Here is a 19,480-nt window from a genome sequence, read left to right as displayed (position 1 = left end):
GTCAGGCACATGGAAGATGAAAGCAAAGCACTGAATCTCCTGGGTCGAATCATGTCCCGCCGGGCTTTAGTCACGACCGCCGCCGCGGGCGCGGCGGTCCCCGCAATTTTTCAGCGCGCGCATGCCGCCGCGCTGAAAAACTCCGGCCCCACCCATTTGATCGAGCGTGTCTCGGACGGCGCGATTCCCCTTCCCAATACCAATGGCGGAGTCGGGACGGTGACGATCAAATATTTCCATTTCGAAGGCAGCACGGAGCCGAACATCCTGCTGCATTATTCCATTCCGCCGCAGGCGAGCGAGGGCGTCCACACGCACCGCCTCGGAGACAAGAAGGCCGGATCCTTTGACGAATTCTACTTCATCCTTGCCGGAGAGGGGATGATGGAAGTGGCTGACGAACGCTTCCGCGTTGTCCCGGGCGACCACGTCTTCACCCCCAACGGGGTTCCGCACGGGATTGCCAATCCGTCGGAAGACACCGCCCTCGAGCTGTTCCTGATCGCTGTGAAACGATGATCCTGCCCGCGAGCGGCTGCGGCCGCCTCGCAGAAGGGGCGCCCTCTTTTTGCCCCTCGGGGCGATCTAGGCCGATTGCGCGAAACGGAAATCGCAGGCGCCGATCCCTTCGATCGTGACGTCGACCTTGTCCCCCGCCGTGATCGGTATCGCGGGACCCAGCGTCCCGGTCAGGATCACCTCACCGGTGCGCAAAGATTCGCCCCGCCGCGCACATTCGGCCGACAACCACATCAGCGAACGCAGCGGATGCCCGAGCGCTGCTGCTCCGGTGCCCGACGAGGCGACCGCACCATTGATCCGCAGGATCATTGCGCAGTCAAGGAGGTCGGTTCCCTCGACCGGCGCCGATTCTTCCGACAGGATGAAATGCGAGGCACAGCTGTTATCGGCGATAAGATCGAGCAAGGAAGGCTGCCAATTCCGGATGCGCGAATCGACGATCTCGATCGCCGCATGAACACGCGCCACGGCTTCTGCCGCATCCTCGAGCGTCAAAAGCGGTGCGTCGACGTCCCGGGCCAGCACGAGCGCAACCTCGCCTTCGACTCTCGGCGCGATGGTGCAGGCCGGATCGAGCGTGCTGCCGCTGGCCAGCTGCCGATCGTCGAAGAGCGAACCGAAGCAGGGCTGGTCGGTGCCGAACGCCCGCTGTCCCGCCTCGACCGTCAGGGCATTTTTGCGGCCGGCGATCCTGCGCCCTTCTGCCTGCCACCACAGCGCATTGGCGAATTGCACCGCATAGGCCTGCCCAACATCGGCGGGCCCGCTTCCGGGCTGCGACGGCTCGATCGCGCCTCCGGCATAGGCTTCTCTCAACTTCCGGCCGAAATCGGCAAGCGTCGCGTCTGTCATCATCTCTTCTTTCCATCTCGTAGCGCGCCCGGAACGGGTGCGGCAGTCTTGCGGCGCGGCCGCGTTACAGGCCCATCCGCCGCGCCTTGTCCAGCACCAGGTTGAGGATCCGGACCGAGCCGACGTCGATCATGACGCCCTCGAACTCGACCGCTCCCTCGCCGCGCCGCTGGGCGTCTTCATAGGCCGCGATGAGCCGGCGGGCATAAGCCACCTCGTCCGCCGTCGGGCTGAAAATCTCCTTCGCATGCGCAATCTGCGACGGATGCACCGCCCACTTCCCGGTCATGCCGAGACAGGCCGCCCGCCAGCATTCGTCGCGATATCCATCGAAATCGGCGAGGTTGGCATAGGGCCCGTCGACCGCGTCCAGCTTGTTGGCCCGCGCCGCGATGGTCAGACGAAAGCGCGCATGGTGCCAGATGTCGCCGGGATAATCGCGCGTCTGAAACGCCACGCTGGTGTCGATGCCCTGCGACGCCGAATAATCGCCGCCGCCGAGGATCAGGCATTCGAGCCGCGGCGTCGACGCCGCGATCTGGTTGACATTCATCATGCCCTCGACCTCTTCGATCAGCACCTCGAGGCCGACCCGGCGATCGAGGCCCAGCTTCGCCTCGATCTGCGTCAGCAATATATCGACCCATTGCACATCGGCAGCCGTCTTCACCTTCGGAATCATGATCGTGTCGAGACGCTCGCCGGCCAGTTCCATGAGCGTGATGATATCTTCATAGGCATAGGGCGTCTGGAGGTCGTTGATCCGCACGCACCGGGTCTTTGTCCCCCAGTCAAGTTCGTTCAACCCCGCCGCGACCGTGCTGCGGGCGGCCACCTTGGCGCTCGGGGCGACCGCATCTTCGAGATCGAGAAAGACATGGTCGGCATCGCTGGCCGCCGCCTTGGCGATAAATTTCTCGCTGTTCCCCGGCACCGCGAGCTGGACGCGGCGGAGGCGTTCGGGTTTGTTCGTCATCTCTTTGTTCCTTGCTTGTCTTCAGGGCTCGCCAAAGGCGCCGGCGTCGCGCGCCGCGATGATCTCGCTGCCGCCCATTCCCAGTTCCTCCAGAATATCGTCGCGATGCTCGCCGAGCGTCGGCGCGCGCATGCGAACCCCGCCCTGCGTGACCGAAAACCGCAGCGGGGTGTTCGCGATGACCACAGGCTGATCCGATCCGGGGTGTTCGACTTCGGCGAGCATCCCGCGTGCGGCGATGTGCGGATCCGCAAAAATCTCGGCAACATTATTGACCGGACCAAAGGGAACCTTGCCGCCAATGGCGTCGGCGAGTTGCTGTTTGGTCCGGGCGCGCGTCCAGTCCGAAATCAGCGCGACGACCTCGTCGTTCAGCCCGGCCCGGGCCGCATTGCTGGCGTAGCGTTCATCGGCGGCGATATGCGGCGCGCCCATCGCCTCGACCAAGATGGCCCAGAACTGCTCCGTCGGACAGGCAATCGCGACCCAGCCGTCCTTTGCCGGAAATAGGCCGAAGGGACAGAGAAACGGGTGACCATTTCCCTCGGGCACAGGCACCGTTCCGTCATAGCTGTGCTGGTAGATAATTCGCTCGCACACCGCGACCATCGCGTCGTACATCGCGATATCGACGAACTGCCCCTCCCCGGTCCGCTCGGCGTGCAGCAACGCCCCTAGGACGCCGTTCGACAGAAGCATCGCCGGAATCGTGTCGCCGATCCCTGGTCCGACCTTCATCGGCGTGGCGGCGTCGGGTCCGGTCACCCCCATGATGCCGCCCATGGCCTGCGCCACCACATCATAGGCGGGCCATTTGTTGTACGGGCTTTCGCCCGACCGCGGATCGCCGAAGCCTCGGAGACAGCCATAGACAAGTTTGGGATTGATTTCCCTCAGCCGGTCATAGCCAACACCGAGCCTGTCCATCACGCCGGTCCGGAAATTTTCGATCAGCACATCGGCGTCGCGCACGAGGCGCAGGAATATCTCGCGGCCCGCCCCTGTCTTGAGATCGAGGACAATGCTGCGCTTGTTGCGGTTGATGCTGGCAAAATAGCCGCCGTAGGACCGGAGCGTATCGCCGCGCGCAAAGGGGCCGCTCAAACGGGTCTGGTCGCCGCCCGGCGGCTCGATCTTGATGACATCGGCGCCCTGGTCTGCCAGCAACATCGTGCAGAAGGGACCGGCCAGCATCAACGTCAGGTCGAGAACCTTGACCCCGCTCAGCGCGCCGGGATTTTCGGCGGGCGCGATCATCGCGCTGCCGGCTGCCGCGACAGAAGGAGGGTGCGTTCGCCCTCGAACACGACGGCATCATGCTGGTTCACGCCCCAATGGCGGAAGCGGACCTCGCCCGAACTGTCGTCCCGCTCGGTCTTTTCCAGGACTTCGGAATAGGCATAGAGCGTATCGCCGTGCAGAACCGGCTGGCGCAGCCTGATCTTGTCCATCCCGAGTTCGGCGATCGCACGCGCGGTCGTGTCCTGGGCAGCAAGACCGACGATCATCGCGACCGTGATGCCGCCGAACACGACCCGGTGGCGCAAATGCTCCGCGACCGGCATCTGGCTTTGCTTGTGCTCGTTATAATGGCCTTCGGCAGTGTTGATGACGAGATTGGTGATCAGGACATTGTCCATCTCGGTAACGGTTTTTCCGCGCGCATGTTTGAAGATGTCGCCGACCCGAAAATCGTCGAACCAGCTGTCCGATGGCACCCGGGTGCTCATGACGGGATTTTCCCGAGCAGATTATCGGAAATGATGCGCTGCTGGATCTCCGACGTTCCTTCGAAAATCTTAGTAAGCCGCGCGTCGCGCCAGTGCCGCTCCATCGCATGAAGCTTGGTATAGCCTGCGCCACCGAGAATCTGCATGCCTTCGCTCGTCACGCGCTCCGCGATTTCGGATGCATAATATTTAACCATCGATGCCTCGGTGTCGCAGCGGACGCCCGTGTCGATCTTGTCGCACACATGATAAAGCAGCTGCCGCGCGGCCTCGATCTCGGTCGCCATCGTCGCGATCTTGAAGCGAATGGCCTGGAACTCGGCGATCGGGCGGCCGAACTGCACCCGCTGCCGGGCGTAGGCCATCGCATCTTCCAAAGCGGCGCGGGCGACGCCGATAGCGCGCGCCGCGGTGTGCGCGCGGGCCTTCTCCAACATGTTGGAGAAGAGATAGAAGGCCTTGCCCTCCTCGCCGATCATGGCCTCTGCCGGTACCCGGCATTCGTCGAACGCCAGCTCCCAGGTCTTCCATCCGAAATAGCCGATCTTCGGGATGGGGCTCCCCTTGACGCCGGACGGCAATTCGCCGCGCGGCTTGGGGATCATGAAGACGCTGAGCCCCTTGTGTCGGCGCTGGGAATCGACGTCGACCTCCGTGCGCGCGACGACGCAAATATAGTCGGCGCCGTCGGCGAAGGTGCACCAATATTTATTGCCGTTGATAACCCATTCGCCTCCGTCGCGGCGCGCCCGGCAACTGATGTTCGCCGCGTCCGACCCGGCATCGGGCTCCGACATGGCAAAGGAACCCAGCAGCTCGCCCTTGGCAATTCGCGGAAGCAGGTCGCGCCGCTTTTCCTCAGCCATGAGCTCGGCGCCGAGCAGGCCGTTGCCGCGCGCGATCAGCGAGCCGACGCTCATCCACGCGCGCGACAATTCCTCGGTCACGAGGCAATATTCGAAGCAGCCAAGACCCAGCCCGCCATATTCCTCCGGAATGAGGATGCCGAAGAAGCCGAGGTCGGCCATCTGGTCACGAAGCGACTGGGGAATGTCGCCCTGCTCGGGGTCGAGGCGATTGGCGAGCGGCAGCACTTCGTTCATGGCGAACTGGCGCGCGAGTTCCTGAATCATCAGGCGCTCTTCGGTGAGATAGGTGGTTGGGCTGGTCATAGTTCATCCTGCTCGGGGCGGCGGCGAACGAGGTTCGTCCGCGTAAAGGCAATGACCGGCGCGCCGTCCTGATTGCGCCCCTCGGTGCGCCAGGTGGCGATCGCGTAATCCTTGTTCGACGCCGAAAGGCGGCGACCGAGGACAGTGCTGCGGGCATAGAGGGTCTCCCCGACGTAGACCGGCGCGTGATAGGAGAGCTCGTCGACGCCCAGAAAGGGTCCGCCCCCTTCGCTCAGGGCTTCGACCGAGAGGCCGAAGACGATGTTGAAGACCAGCAGCGGATTGACGATCCGGCCGCCATGGCCGGCCGCGGCGCAGGCGGCCGCGTCGAGGTAGAGCGGGTTATAATGGAGAGTCAGAACCGTGAAGAGCGTGTTGTCGCTGTCGGAGACTGTCCGCCCGAGCCGGTGCTCGAACATACGCCCCTCGTCAAAATCCTCCCAAAAGTTTCCTTTCGGCCACAACAGGGCACGTTCACGAAAATCGTCAGACATGCGCAACCTCCCTGGCGGCGGCGAGTCTCGCAAGTTCGCTGACGTCGACGACATGTTCGAGATCCAGGCAGAGGCCGGCGAGCTCGGCGGCTCCCCCCTCTCCGATGACGGGGCTCGCCAGCGAGTGAAATTTGGCGAGCAGGCGCGTCTCCTGGTGCGCGAGATCGATCGCGGGGACGCCGACATCATAGCGGCCGCTCAACATGCGTCCGTCGGCCATGCAAAGGATGACATCGCTTTCCGAGCTGCCCCAGCTCGGCCGGGCCGTCACACGGATCTTGTCGCGCATCGCGACAAGCATGGGATCGCGCGCCGATTGGGCCGTGAAACTGGCTTCCCCGGCGGTATCGCGCTTGAGCAGCGCGAGCGCGACCATAGCGCGAAGCGAAAACTTCATTTCGAGCCCCGTCACGGGTGCCTCGATGTTGCAGACGCTCAGATGATCCTGATCGACCACGATCTCGACCGCGGCGATCTGAGCCGGATCGATCGGATATTTGCGGTGCAATTCGCGCACCGCCTCGATCGAGGAATGGGTGAGATAACAGGCGGAATGATATTTGAACATGTTGCGGCGCAGGTAGAACCCTCCCGGCGGCTCGGCTCGGGCGGCGTCGCGATCGATGCTGATGGATTGGGTCGCGGCGAAACCCTGCGCTACGTCGAAGATATCCGTGGGGGCGGTCACGCCGCGCTCCGCCAGCCGGGCCGCCCACAGACCGTCCGCCGCAGCATGCCCCACCTGCAGCGACTTGGCCATCGTCCCGAATGCCGATTTGAGACCCGCGGCATGACAGCCGGCGATGCCGAAGGCTTGGGCCGTGCGCGCTTCGTCAAGACCGAGGCATCGCGCAGCCGCAGCCGCGGCCCCGAAGACGCCGAAGGTCGCGGTGGTGTGCCAGCCGTGCCGGTAATGGCTGCTTCCCATCAGCACGCCGACGCGGCAGGCGGCCTCGAAGCCGGCGGCGAAACATTCGATCAAGGCGCGGCCGGGTAGCCGCAGATATTCGGCCAGCGCCACGGCGACCGGCGCGACCGGAGCGCTCGGGTGCCCCTGCATGTCGAAACTGACATCATCATAATCGAGGACATGCGCCGCCGCGCCGTTGATCAGGGCGGCGTACCGCAGCGAGACGCGGCGCCCCTGGCCGACGAGCGTCGCCTGCTCCCGGCCGCCCGCGTCGTCGGCGTCCGCGACGAGAAGTGCGGCAATCGGCTCATGCCGCGCGGCAAGCGTCACGCCGAACCAGTCCAGCAGGCAATGCTTGGCGATCCTGAGCGCGGCCTCGTCCAGCGTGTCGAACGAAAAGTTCGCGACATAGCGGCTCAGAAACGCCGTCGTATCGCTCCCCGCCCCGTCAGATGTCGTCTCACCGATCAAAACGCTCTCCCCTTGCGCCGGCGCCTTGCCGTCGGCGCTCGTTCGACGGGACGCAAGCTTCCGTCCCGTCCTTCCTATACCTACCCTTCGGCATATTGTGTCATTCCCCGCATCGGAGAAGATGACGCCGAAACCCACAAGAACTACCGTCCGGACAGAGCTAAACAATGGCCGGTCGGTCTGTCGGCAACGGCTTGATCAGACCCGCCACCTCCGATATAGTATAGTCATACCGGTAGGTAGAATATAAGGGAAGGACAAGCGGAATGGCAAGCGATAAACTTGTGACGATCGAGCAGGTGGGCGACATCGTCGTGCTGACGCTGAACGATCCCGACTGCATGAATGCGGCAAGCCCGAAAATCGCGCGCGAACTTCTGGCCGCGATCCGCCAGATCAGGCTCGGGGCGATCAAAGCGCGTGTATGCCTTCTCACCGGTGCCGGTCGCGGCTTCTGCTCGGGCGCGAAGATGATCAAGGGCAACCCGCTCGGACCGCTGGACGCGGACGGCCGGCCCGATGTGGGCAGCGACCTCGAAAGCCTTTTCAATCCGCTGATGACCGAGATCAGGAACTTGCCGATCCCCTTTGTCACCGCCGTGAACGGTGCGGCCGCGGGTGTCGGCTGTTCGCTGGCATTGATCGGCGACCTCGTCATTGCCTCGACGGACGCGGTCTTCATCGAGGCCTTCCGTCATATTGGACTGGTCCCTGATGGCGGCGCCAGCTACATGATTCCGAGGGACATCACGCGCGTTCGGGCCATGGAATTGTTCCTGCTGGGTGACCGCCTGCCAGCGGCGAAGGCGGAACAATGGGGCCTCGTGAACCAGTGCGTCGCCCCCGACCTCCTGATGATCGAAGCGATGGACCTGTGCCAGCGCCTCGCGAGCGGACCCGCCTCACAAGGACTGATCCGCCGCCTGGTTTGGGACAGTCTCGACTCCGGCTGGGAAACCCAGCTGCGCCGTGAACGCGAAGCGCAGCGCGACGCCAGCAAGACGGAGGATTTCGTCGAAGGCATCACCGCTTTTCTCGAACGCCGTCCGGCAGCGTTCCAGGGGGCATGAACCGCAATCAAACCACAGACTGGAACTGCAATGACTGATTTCGAAACGATTGCGACAGAGATGCCCGAACCCGGGATCATGCGCATCATCCTCGATCGGCCCAAAAGCCGGAACGCGCAAAACACGCAAATGCTGTGCGAGTTGAACGAGGCGTTCGACATCGGCGCCCGCGATGACAGCATCAAGGTGATCATCCTGGCGGCAAACGGCCCGCATTTCTCCTCGGGACACGATCTCGCCGAACAGTTCGAGGACCAGCTTCACCGCCTCGAGAACCGCTCGAGCACGGGAAGCTGGGGCGGCTATGGTAAGCCTGGTGCGGAATCGCGCATGGGGATCGAGAAGGAGATCTACCTCGGTTTCTCGGAGCGCTGGCGGAACATTCCGAAGGTGACCATCGCCGAGGTGCAGGGCAAGGTCATATCGGGTGGCCTCATGCTGGTCTGGCCATGCGACATCGTCATCGCCGCGGACGATGCCCAGTTTCAGGATAACACGCTGCTCATGGGAATGACCGGCGCGGAATTCTTCAATCATCCCTGGGAAGTCGGCGTACGAAAAGCAAAGGAGATGCTTTTCACGGCCGACTTCCTCAGCGCCGAGGACGCACGGCGCCTTGGCGGAGTGAACCATGTCGTCCCGCGGGGCGAACTTTCGGAATTCACCATGGCGCTTGCCCGCAAGATCGCGGCCGCTCCGGGCTTCGCGCTCAAGCTGGCCAAGGAATCGGTGAACGTCGCGCAGGATCACCAGGGTCGTCGCAACGCCATGGACGTGTCCTTTGCGCTTCACCAGCTCGGGCATAGCCATAACATGCAAGTTCACGGCGCGATCGTCGACCCGATCTATTTCAAGAGCAGGACGTGAGCGGCATGTATCGTTCCCCATGGGTCGACGACGAGCTTCAGATGATGCGCGACCAAATCGGCAAGCTCGTCCGCAAGGAATTCGCCCCGCGCGCGGATGGCTGGACCGAAGCGGGCAAGGTCGACCGCGCGACATGGCAGGAAGCGGGCCGCGCCGGCCTGCTCTGCGCGTCGGTTCCCGAATGCTATGGCGGCGGCGGCGGAAACGATCTTCACGAAATTGCCGTGATCGAAGAATTATATGGCAATGACGTCGGCGATTTCGCCGCCGGGGTGATGGTCAGCTCGCTCATCGTCGCTCACTATATCTTGCGATATGGCACCGAGGAGCAAAGGATGCGGTGGCTACCCCGGCTCGCCACGGGCGAACTGATCGGGGCCATCGCGATGACCGAGCCGCATGCGGGATCCGATCTGCAAGGCATTCGCACGCGCGCCGTGCGGGTCGACGGGGGATTTCGCCTGTCGGGGCAAAAGACGTTCATAACCAACGGCCAGAATGCGGAGTTGATCCTCGTCGTCGCCAAGTGCGAGATCGATGGCGGAAAGGACGCTGTTTCGCTGTTCGCGGTCGAAACCGAGGATGCCGAAGGTTTCGAGCGCGGCCGTAATCTCGACAAGATCGGCCAGCATGGCCAGGACACATCCGAACTGTTTTTCGACGCCGTCCTCGTGCCCCAGGCGAACTTGCTGGGCGGGACGCCCGGTCATGGCCTCGCCCAGCTGATGCAGCAACTGCCGTGGGAGCGCCTCGCGGTCGCAGTGGCATCGGTGGTCAATGCCGAGCGCGCGCTCGCGCTGACGATCGACTACACCAAGCAGCGGCAAGCCTTTGGCAAGCCCATCTTCGAGTTTCAGAATACGCAGTTCAAACTGGCCGAATGCAAGAGCAAGGTCATGGTCGGCCGGCTATTCATCGACCAACTGATCGAAGCGCATGCGGAAGGCAGGCTCAGTAATGATCAAGCCGCCATCGCCAAATATTGGACTTCCGAAATGCAGGGGGTCGTTATCGACGAGTGCCTGCAGCTCTACGGCGGCTATGGATATATGAGCGAATATCCCATCGCACGCCTCTGGAAGGACGCGCGCGCGTCACGGATCTACGCGGGAACCAGCGAGATCATGAAGCTTGTCATTGCCCGGACGCTCTAGGCGCCGGCGCTTGAGGGCCTGGTTGCGCCCTCCAGGAAGCGGACCTGCCTGCCTCCGGTGACGGCCGGATCGGACGGACGCGGCCCCCAGCCGCGTCGGTCCTGCGCTCCCCGGATCACCCCAACCCGGGCAGGAGCGTCTCGCGCTCGATTTCGGCAGCTCGAAGGGCGCGAAGCTTCACCGGGCCGTAGCCGCGGATCTGTTCAGGCACCTTTGCGAGGGCGATTGCCGCCATATAATTTCTGGCGCTGAGCTTGCGTCCGATCAGGCCGAGATCCTCGCCATAACGTTCGATCCAAAGCCGCTCCTGGCGTCTTTCGGCGCTATAGCCGAACGGATCGAAGCCGGTTCCGCGCAGGAACTTTAATTTGGCGAGCAGCCCGAACAGCGAGTAGATCCACGGCCCGAACTGCCGCTTGCGCGGCGCCTCCCCTTCTTTGCCAAAGGCGGCAATGGGCGGGGCAAGATGAAAGCTCATCTTGTAGTTGCCGGCAAATATCTGCTCGACCGACCGCTTGAACTCTGGCGAGCGATACAGCCGCGCGACTTCATACTCATCCTTATAGGCCATGAGCTTGTAGAGATTCTTCGCTGCCGCAACCGACAGTTCGCTTCGTCCGGGCACGACCGCCTGCTCCCGCTCGCGCAGCCGGTTGACGATCGCGGCGTAGCGATCCGCATAGGCCTGGTTCTGATACGCGCGCAGCAGGCCCTGCCGATGCGCGAGGATGTCGTCGAAACCCTCTGGAATGGGCGCTTTCGGCGGGCTGATAATTTGCAGCTTCTCGGCAAGGTCCGCCGGGCGCGCGACCGCCGCCCGGCCGATCCGGAACGCCGCGATATTGAGGTCGACCGAAACCCGGTTCAGCCGGATCGCATTCTCGATCGCATCGGCCCCGACGGGGAGCCGGCCGCGCTGATAGGCAGCGCCGACCATGAGCATATTGGCGGCGATGCTGTCGCTGAACAGCATCGTGGCGAGCGCATGCGCGTCGAACGCAAAAATGCGCTCTTCGCCGGCGGCGGCGGCGATATTGCGCATGAGCGCGTCGGCGCCGAAATCGAAATCCCTCTCGGCCTGGAAGCCTGCCGTAGGAACGAGATGGCTATTGAGGACGACATAGGTCCGCGCCGGCGCGATCGTTGCCAGGGCATCCTTTCCGCCCGTGACGACAAGATCGCAGCCGATGATGAGGTCGGCATCGTGCCGCCCGATCTTGACCGGCGCCTCCTCGCGCGCGGCGGCACTGAAACGGACGTGACTGTACACGGATCCGCCTTTTTGCGCCAACCCCGTCATATTATAGGTGGTCGCACCGCGGCCCTCGATATTCGCTGCCATCGCGAGAATTGCCGCGATGGTAATGACGCCGGTGCCACCGATCCCGGTGATCAGGATCGAATAGTCCTGCTGACGAGCCAGCCGTTCCGGCTCCGGCATTTCGCCCGAGAGGCTCTGGGTCAGGCTGGGCCAGTCGCGCTTGCGCAGGGCCCCTCCCGAAATACTGACGAAGGACGGGCAGAAACCCTCGACGCAGCTAAAATCCTTGTTGCAGCTTGACTGGTCGATTTCGCGCTTGCGGCCAAGCGCGGTCTCCTTGGGCAGCACGCTGACGCAGTTGGATTTCTTCGAACAGTCGCCGCAGCCCTCGCAAACCGCTTCGTTGATGAAGATGCGCCGGTCGGGATCGGGCATCAGATTGCGCTTGCGCCGCCGCCTTTTCTCGGCCGCACAAACCTGCTCGAAGATGAGCACGGTCGTGCCGTCGATCGCGCGCAGCTCGTCCTGAACTTCGTCGAGCTTCGAACGATGATGGACCGATACGGGCAACCCCGTCAGCTGCTGCATGGCCGCTTCGGGGTTGTCGCTGACCACGACGCACCGCAAGACGCCTTCGCTCAGCACCTGCCGCGCCACCTGTCCGATCGACAATTCGCCTTCGACCGACTGGCCGCCCGTCATGGCAACTGCGTCGTTGAACAATATTTTGTATGTGATGGGGGTCTTGCTGACCGCCGCGGCGCGAATGGCGAGCAGGCCCGAGTGCGAATAGGTGCCGTCGCCAAGGTTCTGGAACACATGCTTGCGGCGCACGAAGGGCGAGGCCCCGATCCAGTTCGCGCCTTCGGCGCCCATCTGGACAGGGGCGAGATCGGTTTCGCGTTTCATCCACATGGCCATCGAATGGCAGCCGATCCCTGAGAGGGCGATGCTGCCTTCGGGCACCTTGGTCGAGCTGTTGTGAGGACAGCCCGAACAGAAATAAGGGACGCGGCTGGAGGTGCCCGGATGCAGCACCGGCTCGGTTTGCGCGGCAGCCTGCATATCCAGTGCCCTCGCTTCGAATGCCGCCTCGCCCAACGCGGCAAGGCGCTGCGCAATGACGCGCGCGACGTCGCCCGGCTCCACCTGCGCATCGGAATGCAGCAACGGCGAACCCTTCTCGTCTTGTTTTCCAACCAGCCGCGGACGCTGGCCGGCGTTGTACAAGATCTGGGCGATCTGCTCCTCGAGGATCGACCGCTTTTCTTCGATGACAAGGATTTCCTCGCAACCCGCGGCCGCCTCGATCATGATCCGGGGTTCAAGCGGCCAAATCATGCCGACTTTCAAGAGCCGAATGCCCAGCAACTCGACTGCTTCCTCCTCGACGCCGAGGATCTTGAGCGCTTGCCGGACATCGAGATAGGATTTCCCCGCGGCCACGATGCACAGCCGTGGTTTTGCCGGGTTAATCACGATGCGGTTCAGGCCGTTGGCGCGGGCGAATTCATGGACCCGCGGCAGCCGGTAGCGCGTGACGATTTCTTCGTCCCGCTGCGGCGAAAAGCGGCCGGTGTAATGGATGCCGCCTTCGGGAAGGGAGAGCTCTTCGGTCGGCCCCATATCGGCAATGGCGAGGTCGTCGCGCTTGATGATGGCCGACGCGTCGGCGGTCTCATTGATGATCTTGAGCGCGGTCCAGAGGCCCGAATATCGGGAGAGCGCCCATCCGTGCAGCCCGAACTGGACGATCTCCGCAATGGTCGCGGGGTAGAGGATCGGAATCTGGATCGCCGCGAGCGCATGCTCGCTCTGGTTGGCGACCGTCGAGGATTTTCCCGGATGATCGTCGCCAAAGGCAAGCAAGACGCCGCCATGTTCCGACGTGCCATATCGGTTTCCGTGCCTGAACGCATCGCCCGACCGGTCGACACCCGGCCCCTTGCCGTACCAGAGCGAGAAAACGCCATCGACCGTCTTGTCCCCCAGGACGTCGATCTGCTGCGTTCCGATAATCGCCGTTGCCGCCAGATCCTCGTTCACGCCGAATTCGAACCGGACGTTGGCCTCGTCGAGATAGCGGCTTGCCGAGCGCATTTCGCTGTCGACGGTACCCAGCGGCGAACCGCGGTATCCGCTGACATAACCAGCGGTCCGGAGACCCGCCGACCGGTCGCGGCGCGCCTGCTCGATCAGCAGGCGCACGAGGGCCTGCACGCCCGATATCTGAAAACTTGGCGCGTCGGGTGAATATTTATCGTCCAGCGAAATGGCTTGCAAGGGTCGTTCGTCGATCATGAATCACCTGTGGCTGCCGGCATCCCGAAAAGGGCACCCGGGTCGGTCGAGAGGCGCCTGAGTTTGTCCGGGTCCAATGTGACCGAAAGCCCGGGCGTTTGCGGAATGGTCAGCAACCCGTCCGCGTCGAGAATGAAGGGCTCCGCCAATATGCCGTCGATATAGGCACTGCCGCCGATGAACTCGACAAGGTCGGTGGAAGGGTTCGCCGCGGCCAGCTGCATATCTGCGGCAAGGCCCAACGCCGTGTTCCAGCCATGCCCGACATATTTGATCCCACGATCCCACGCCGCCCAGGCGATCCGGCGCTGCTCGCTGATCCCGCCGACCTTTGTGACATCGGGTTGCACGACATCTAGGGCGCCGCGCTCGATCCAGGGCAGGAAGCTTTGTCTGCGCGTCAGAACCTCGCCTCCCGCGATGGGCACCGGGCTTTGCCGCCGGAGGACGATAAAATCCTCCAGCGCATCGGGCGGCAACGGCTCCTCCAACCATTCGACGTCATGGCCGGCGAGCATTTCGGCGGTTCGCAGCGCCCATTTCAGTCCGTGAGGCCAAAAGGCGTCGCTCGCCCCCGCGTCGACCAGGAGCCTCGACTCCGGCCCGGCGGCCTCGCGCGCCGCGCCGACGATCGCCTCGTCGAGACCCGGATCGTTGGCGCGGCCGATCGGGCCCCAGCCAATCTTGAACGCCCGGAACCCCTTGCCGCGAAATTCCCGGATGCGCTCGGCGATCTGTTCGGGGCTCTCGATCAAGAGCGAGCAATAGGGCTGAACCTTCGTGCGGTAATAACCGCCGAGGAGGCGGCCGACCGGTTGGCCGGTAACCTTGCCCAATATATCCCACATCGCGATGTCGATGCCGCTGATCGCATGCGTGAGCGTGCCGCCCCGGCCGGTCCAGAAGCTGTTCTGGTGCAGCTTTTCCGAAACGCGTTCGGGCTCCATCGCATTTTCGCCCTCCCACAAGGGCTTTAATACGTCGACGGCGGCTTGCACCAGGCGGCCGTCGGTGAAGACACTCCCGAGGCCGATCACACCGATGTCGGTGTGCACGGAGATCAGGGCATGGATCGAGTCGGTGGGCTTGATCTCGCTGGCCCATCCGTTCTTCGGGCTTTCGCCATGCAGCGGCACGACCGCGATGTGTCGAATTTTCGCAACAGTAGAGATGCTGGTCATCTTCCGCTCCCTGTCAGGTCCGGCATTGCCGTCAGAATGTGGAAGACAGGCCGCCGTCGACGAGCAGCATCTGCCCGGTCACGTAGCGGCACTGGCTGGATGCGAGGAACAGGGCAGGCCCGACGACATCGTCCGGCACGCCAGGCCGACGCAGCGGTATGCGGCCATATTTGATATAGATGTCCTGAAACCAGTCGGTCTCATGTTCATGCCCCGCCTCATCGGGTAGAACCGCCATCCGCGTATCGATGAACCCCGGGCCAATGGCGTTGACGAGGATGTCTTCCGGCCCGAGATCGCTGGCGAGCGCTCGGGTCAGATTGACGATGCCGGCCTTAGCCACCGAATAGGCGATGGAGTCGGCCCCTGCCCTCACGCCCATGATCGAGGCCATGTTCACGATCCGCGCCTCGCCGCCTGCGGCGCGGAGCAACGGCAACAAGACCTGCGTCGTTCGCAGGTATCCGGTGAGATTGACGTCGAGCAGCGACTGAAAATCGTCGATGGTCACGGAATCGACCGAACCGCCGCGATAAATCCCGGCATTGTTCACCAGAATATCGCACCCGCCCATCCGGGCTTCGGCGGTCGCGGCGAGCGACGCCGAGGAAGCATCCGCCGCGGCGTCGAACAATGCGGCGATCGCGGAGCCGCCTGCCGCAACGATCGACCTCGCCGCCGCTTCGGCCGCCGGCTCGTCGATATCGGCAATGAGCACTGTCGCCCCGGCCATCGCGAACCCGTTGGCAATGGCGAGGCCGATCCCGTGCGCGGCACCCGTGACAACGGCTTTCCTGCCTTCAAGCAGCTGCGGGATAGTGTAAGACATTTCGAACCTCCGGGATCGATGCAGCGCGATCAAGCGCCTGCAGTCATCCGATCACATTCAACTTCTGGATTTCAGGGGCGCCGTCGAGCAGCGCGGCAATGACCGGCGACCAGCGGGCGGCGTGCGCGCTCGCGCTATGCGCTTTCAGGGCATCCTCGCTGTCGTAGAGCTCCATTATCTTATACGCGCCCGGGCGCTTCGGGTCGCCGCACAGCTGAAACAGGAGATTGCCGTTCTCATTCGCCCTGACGTCGGCGGCGAACTGGAGAAAGTCGCGCTCGAAGTCCGCGAGTCGATCCGTTTTCACGCGCACAGCGGCAATGATTGCAATCATCTCGTCTCTCCAAAAACAGCTGGCCGCCGTCGGTCGCCCCGGTTTCCGCCGACAAATGGCTTGCGCGGCCGACTCAGTTCTTTTACCTACCATAAGGTAAATAGCAAGGCTCTATCGGGATGAATGCAGTGAAGTTCGACACGATAGAATTGGACGTCGTCGGGGCAGTCGCAACGATAACCCTCAACCGGCCGCATCGGCTGAACGCCTATGTGCCGGCGATGAAGGACGAGCTGCTGCGCGCATTCGACGTCACCGATAGCGACGATGCAGTCCGGGCGGTGATCGTGACCGGCGCCGGATCGGCCTTCTGTGCCGGCGCCGATCTGGAGAATGATGACATTTTCGACGTCGCCGACGTGTGTGCGCCGGGCGATGTGGTTCCCGATGCGGGCGGCGAAATCGCGCTTCGAGTCTACGACAGCCTGAAACCCGTGATCGCCGCGATCAACGGGCCGGCGGTGGGTCTTGGCGCATCGCTTTGCCTGCCGATGGATTTCAGGCTGGCCAGCGAGACTGCTCGCTTCGGCTTCGTCTTCACGCGGCGCGGCATCGTCCCGGAAAGCTGCTCGAGCTGGTTCCTGCCGCGGCTCGTCGGCATCTCTACCGCGCTGGAATGGTCGCTTGGCGGTGAATTATTTCTGGCGGAGGAAGCGCATCGGCACGGGCTGGTCCGCTCGGTGCATGCGAAGGAAGATCTGCTACCCGCCGCTTTTGCTCTCGCCGAGGCGATTGCGGCCCGATCGGCCCCTGTCTCCGTTGCGCTCACCCGCCAGATGATGTGGAAAAATATGGCAGAGCCCGATCCACGCATAGCGCACCGCGTCGAAAGCGCGCTGCTGCAGAGCCGCGGCGCCTCGAAGGACGCGCGCGAAGGCGTGAACAGCTTTCTCGAAGTTCGGGCGGCGGAGTTTCCCGACCGGGTATCCGCCAATCTCCCCGGCTATTTCCCTTGGTGGGCCGATATGGGGGCAGCCGCCGAATAATCCGGTCAAGGTCACAGGACCGGGCTCTCCCCTCCCGCCTGAATTGATGCGACAGCGACCCGGTCCGACGTGCAGGATTCTTCGGACCACCCCCGCGGCCGGCCGCCGCGAGCAGGCGCAGCGGTTCTCCTAGGTGGCGAGTTCGTCCACGAGGAGATCCTGCCACTCCTGGACCGGCCCGAGCAGCAACGCATCCTGTCGCGCGCGCCGGTAATAGAGGTGGCAATCGGCCTCCCAGGTGAAGCTGATCCCGCCATGGACTTGCATATTCTCCTGCGCCGCGAAGGTTGCAGCATCGGTTGCGGAGCAGCGCGCACCCGCGGCCGCAAGCCGCAATTCCCGCGCGCCCGTGTGGAGTGCCCAGGCACCATAATAGCAATGCGCCCGCGCCAGCTCGTTGCGCGCATAGATATCCGCCAGCTTGTGCTTGATCGCTTGATAGGAACCGATTTTCCGGCCGAAGGCATGGCGCTCGAGCACATAGGCCCGCGCCATGGCAAGCGCGCTGTCGGCCATGCCGAGCTGGCTGAAGGCCGACAGGATCGCCGCCTGCCGCAGCAGGTCGCGCCACCCGGCAAGCCCCCCGCCCGGCAGGATTTCCGCGGCAGCGCCGGAGAAGGACAGCGCGCCACACGGTCGTGAGGGATCGACTGTTCCCACCGGCTCGACGTGCAGGTCGGGATCGTCCCCTTCGGCGACGGCGAGGACAAATTCGCCGTCCGCATTGGTGGCGCCGACGAGCAGGAGACTGGCAATCCCCGCGTCGAGAACCGGTCGCTTGCGCCCGGTGAGCTTCCCGTCGGCAATCCTGGTGGTGCATGAGAATTCGAACGCGCCGCCTCCCTCTTCATGCATGGCCCAGCTCCCGATCACGCTTCCGTCCGCCAGGCCGGGGAGCCATTTGCGGCGCTGTTCCTTCGAACCGAAACAGCGGATTGCCTCGGCGAGGATCACGGTCGAGGACAGGAACGGAACGGGCGCCAGCGAGCGCCCGATTTCCTCCGCCGCGACGCAAAGTTCGAGGGGGCCGAGGCCGAGGCCGCCATGCTCTTCATCGATCATGATCGCGGGTACACCGATATCGGCCAGGAGCTGCCATGATGCCGCACTATGGGCTGCCTCGCCGTTCAGCACCGAACGCGCCGCGTCCTTCCCCAGTTCGGGACGCGCAAGCGCGCGGCGCAACTGGTCGCGAAACTGTTCCTGTTCTTCGGAAAAATCGAATTCCATTGCTCTTTCCCCAAGCTAGACCGACTGCGACATCGAATGATCGCGGAAGTGGCGAAGATGCTGCCCGGTCGTCCCGAACTGCCGCTCGATCACCGTCGATCGTTTGAAATAGGCGCCGAGGCTGTAATCCTCGGTCAGGCCGATCGCGCCATGCAGCTGGATCGCGTTCTGACCAATGAACCGGCAAGCCTTGCCCGCGACCACCTTGCCGGCGGACATGGCGGCAGAGCGCGCGTCCCCCTCGCCGTCCATATGCTGGACCATGAACCAGATCATCGACCAGAGCGATTCCAGGTGCATGTGCATCTCGGCGACGCGGTGGCGAAGAACCTGAAAGTCGGCGAGCGCGCTGCCGAACTGCCGCCGATGGCGAAGATGGTGAATGGTGGTCTCTGTCATCACTTCGAGGACGCCGGCAGCCTCGGCGCATATGGCGAAAATCGCATCCTGTACCGCTGGCCCGGCCAGTGCCGCCGCACCGCCGGCCGAGCCGATCAGCGCATCATGCGGCAGCGTTAGATCCGACAAGACGACGTCCGACGCCCACCGCGCATCGACCGTTTCGAAGTCGTGGCGGCCGAGCTGCGGATGCTCGGCCGGCACAAGGAACAGCGAAGGCCCTTCGTCGCTCACCGCCGACACGATCAGATGCGTTGCCGCGGGCCCCCAGGCGACCGCCGCCTTGCGTCCGCGCAGCACCCACCCGCCCGCTGCGCGCTGCGCGGTCGCCGCGGTTGTTTCGCCTGGGCGCTCCGCAAGCGGGTCGATATCCGCCAGGACCAGCCGGCAGTCGCCAGCCGAGATCCGCTCCGGGAGAGACGCGATCAAGCCGGTTTTCGAGCGCCGCGCGATGCCGCCTCCGAGCACCACTGTCTCGAGAAAGGGTTCGACAACCAGCGCCCGTCCGAAGCGGTGCATGACGGCTGCCAGGCTCGCATATCGCTCGCGCAGCGCCCGCTCGCGATCATCGAGGATCGCCAATATTCCGAGCCGTCCTGCAAATTCGCGCCAGATGCCTTCGCTCCAGCCTGCCTGGCCGGCGCTGATCGAACGGCGGTGATCGGGACCATAGCTCCGGTCCAGAAACCGCCGCAGGGAGTCCGAAAGCTGGATCTGCTCTGGGTTGAATGCGATCTCCAT

At 63.7% G+C, this 19,480-nt stretch carries 18 protein-coding genes; 5 read left to right on the top strand and 13 right to left on the bottom strand.

Annotation, left to right across the window (positions count from 1 at the left end; translation table 11 throughout):
- The first annotated feature begins 9 nt into the window (after window positions 1-9).
- Window positions 10-519 carry a cupin domain-containing protein gene (locus VSX77_RS12425; protein ID WP_338424923.1) on the top strand — a complete coding sequence of 170 codons (510 nt, stop codon included), beginning with the start codon at window positions 10-12 and terminating at the stop codon, window positions 517-519.
- 66 nt (window positions 520-585) lie between these two features.
- On the opposite strand, the gene VSX77_RS12420 is transcribed toward VSX77_RS12425, so the two are convergent.
- The 7 genes from VSX77_RS12420 to VSX77_RS12390 all read right to left on the bottom strand — a co-directional run bounded on the left by VSX77_RS12420 (window position 586) and on the right by VSX77_RS12390 (window position 7,127).
- On the bottom strand, window positions 586-1,374 hold the full coding sequence (locus tag VSX77_RS12420) for a 2-keto-4-pentenoate hydratase (RefSeq protein ID WP_338424922.1): 789 nt from the start codon (window positions 1,372-1,374) through the stop codon (window positions 586-588).
- Window positions 1,375-1,438: 64 nt separating this feature from the next.
- The gene (locus VSX77_RS12415) at window positions 1,439-2,350 is read right to left on the bottom strand and encodes an HpcH/HpaI aldolase/citrate lyase family protein (RefSeq protein ID WP_338424921.1); all 912 of its coding nucleotides are present in this window, start codon (window positions 2,348-2,350) and stop codon (window positions 1,439-1,441) included.
- A 21-nt stretch (window positions 2,351-2,371) separates the two neighbouring features.
- A complete protein-coding gene (locus VSX77_RS12410) occupies window positions 2,372-3,607 on the bottom strand; it encodes a CaiB/BaiF CoA transferase family protein (RefSeq protein ID WP_338424920.1) in 1,236 nt (411 codons plus the stop codon).
- Complete coding sequence (locus tag VSX77_RS12405) at window positions 3,604-4,080, bottom strand: MaoC family dehydratase (protein ID WP_338424919.1); 477 nt, start codon at window positions 4,078-4,080, stop codon at window positions 3,604-3,606. The genes VSX77_RS12410 and VSX77_RS12405 overlap by 4 nt, the downstream gene beginning before the upstream one ends.
- Window positions 4,077-5,252: an acyl-CoA dehydrogenase family protein gene (locus VSX77_RS12400; protein WP_338424918.1), complete on the bottom strand. Its 1,176-nt coding sequence runs from the start codon at window positions 5,250-5,252 to the stop codon at window positions 4,077-4,079. Before VSX77_RS12400 ends, VSX77_RS12405 begins: the two co-directional genes overlap by 4 nt.
- Window positions 5,249-5,746 (bottom strand): MaoC family dehydratase, encoded by a 498-nt coding sequence (locus VSX77_RS12395; RefSeq protein WP_338424917.1) that lies wholly within the window; start codon window positions 5,744-5,746, stop codon window positions 5,249-5,251. The genes VSX77_RS12400 and VSX77_RS12395 overlap by 4 nt, the downstream gene beginning before the upstream one ends.
- Window positions 5,739-7,127 (bottom strand): MmgE/PrpD family protein, encoded by a 1,389-nt coding sequence (locus VSX77_RS12390; protein WP_338424916.1) that lies wholly within the window; start codon window positions 7,125-7,127, stop codon window positions 5,739-5,741. Before VSX77_RS12390 ends, VSX77_RS12395 begins: the two co-directional genes overlap by 8 nt.
- A 284-nt stretch (window positions 7,128-7,411) precedes the next feature.
- On the opposite strand from VSX77_RS12390, the gene VSX77_RS12385 reads away from it, so the two are divergent.
- Genes VSX77_RS12385 through VSX77_RS12375 form a run of 3 tightly spaced genes read left to right on the top strand, consistent with a single transcriptional unit; the run spans window position 7,412 to window position 10,218 of the window.
- Window positions 7,412-8,197 carry an enoyl-CoA hydratase-related protein gene (locus tag VSX77_RS12385; protein WP_338424915.1) on the top strand — a complete coding sequence of 262 codons (786 nt, stop codon included), beginning with the start codon at window positions 7,412-7,414 and terminating at the stop codon, window positions 8,195-8,197.
- 30 nt (window positions 8,198-8,227) lie between these two features.
- Window positions 8,228-9,064: an enoyl-CoA hydratase gene (locus VSX77_RS12380; protein ID WP_422397224.1), complete on the top strand. Its 837-nt coding sequence runs from the start codon at window positions 8,228-8,230 to the stop codon at window positions 9,062-9,064.
- Window positions 9,065-9,069: 5 nt separating this feature from the next.
- Complete coding sequence (locus VSX77_RS12375) at window positions 9,070-10,218, top strand: acyl-CoA dehydrogenase family protein (RefSeq protein ID WP_338424913.1); 1,149 nt, start codon at window positions 9,070-9,072, stop codon at window positions 10,216-10,218.
- Between the two features lie 115 nt (window positions 10,219-10,333).
- On the opposite strand, the gene VSX77_RS12370 is transcribed toward VSX77_RS12375, so the two are convergent.
- From VSX77_RS12370 to VSX77_RS12355, 4 genes are read right to left on the bottom strand one after another with little or no spacing between them, the layout of a single operon-like run.
- Entirely contained in the window at window positions 10,334-13,780 is a 3,447-nt protein-coding gene (locus tag VSX77_RS12370) for an indolepyruvate ferredoxin oxidoreductase family protein (protein WP_338424912.1), read from the bottom strand.
- Window positions 13,777-14,961, bottom strand: coding sequence for a mandelate racemase/muconate lactonizing enzyme family protein (locus VSX77_RS12365; protein WP_338424911.1), 1,185 nt, complete (start codon window positions 14,959-14,961; stop codon window positions 13,777-13,779). The genes VSX77_RS12370 and VSX77_RS12365 overlap by 4 nt, the downstream gene beginning before the upstream one ends.
- A gap of 31 nt (window positions 14,962-14,992) precedes the next feature.
- Window positions 14,993-15,823: an SDR family NAD(P)-dependent oxidoreductase gene (locus VSX77_RS12360; protein WP_338424910.1), complete on the bottom strand. Its 831-nt coding sequence runs from the start codon at window positions 15,821-15,823 to the stop codon at window positions 14,993-14,995.
- 10 nt (window positions 15,824-15,833) lie between these two features.
- The gene (locus tag VSX77_RS12355) at window positions 15,834-16,124 is read right to left on the bottom strand and encodes a putative quinol monooxygenase (RefSeq protein WP_338424909.1); all 291 of its coding nucleotides are present in this window, start codon (window positions 16,122-16,124) and stop codon (window positions 15,834-15,836) included.
- A 119-nt stretch (window positions 16,125-16,243) separates the two neighbouring features.
- Between VSX77_RS12355 and VSX77_RS12350 the strand changes: the two genes are divergently transcribed.
- Window positions 16,244-17,110 (top strand): enoyl-CoA hydratase-related protein, encoded by an 867-nt coding sequence (locus VSX77_RS12350; protein ID WP_338424908.1) that lies wholly within the window; start codon window positions 16,244-16,246, stop codon window positions 17,108-17,110.
- Between the two features lie 129 nt (window positions 17,111-17,239).
- Here the strand turns inward: VSX77_RS12350 and VSX77_RS12345 are convergent, their stop codons facing one another.
- Window positions 17,240-18,340 carry an acyl-CoA dehydrogenase family protein gene (locus VSX77_RS12345; protein ID WP_338424907.1) on the bottom strand — a complete coding sequence of 367 codons (1,101 nt, stop codon included), beginning with the start codon at window positions 18,338-18,340 and terminating at the stop codon, window positions 17,240-17,242.
- 15 nt (window positions 18,341-18,355) lie between these two features.
- Complete coding sequence (locus VSX77_RS12340; protein WP_338424906.1) at window positions 18,356-19,480, bottom strand: acyl-CoA dehydrogenase family protein; 1,125 nt, start codon at window positions 19,478-19,480, stop codon at window positions 18,356-18,358.

It is taken from the genome of Sphingopyxis sp. TUF1 (assembly GCF_036687315.1).
Lineage (GTDB): Bacteria > Pseudomonadota > Alphaproteobacteria > Sphingomonadales > Sphingomonadaceae > Sphingopyxis > Sphingopyxis kveilinensis.
Note: the sequence above shows the minus strand (reverse complement) of the source record. Positions and strands in the feature narration are given on the sequence as shown.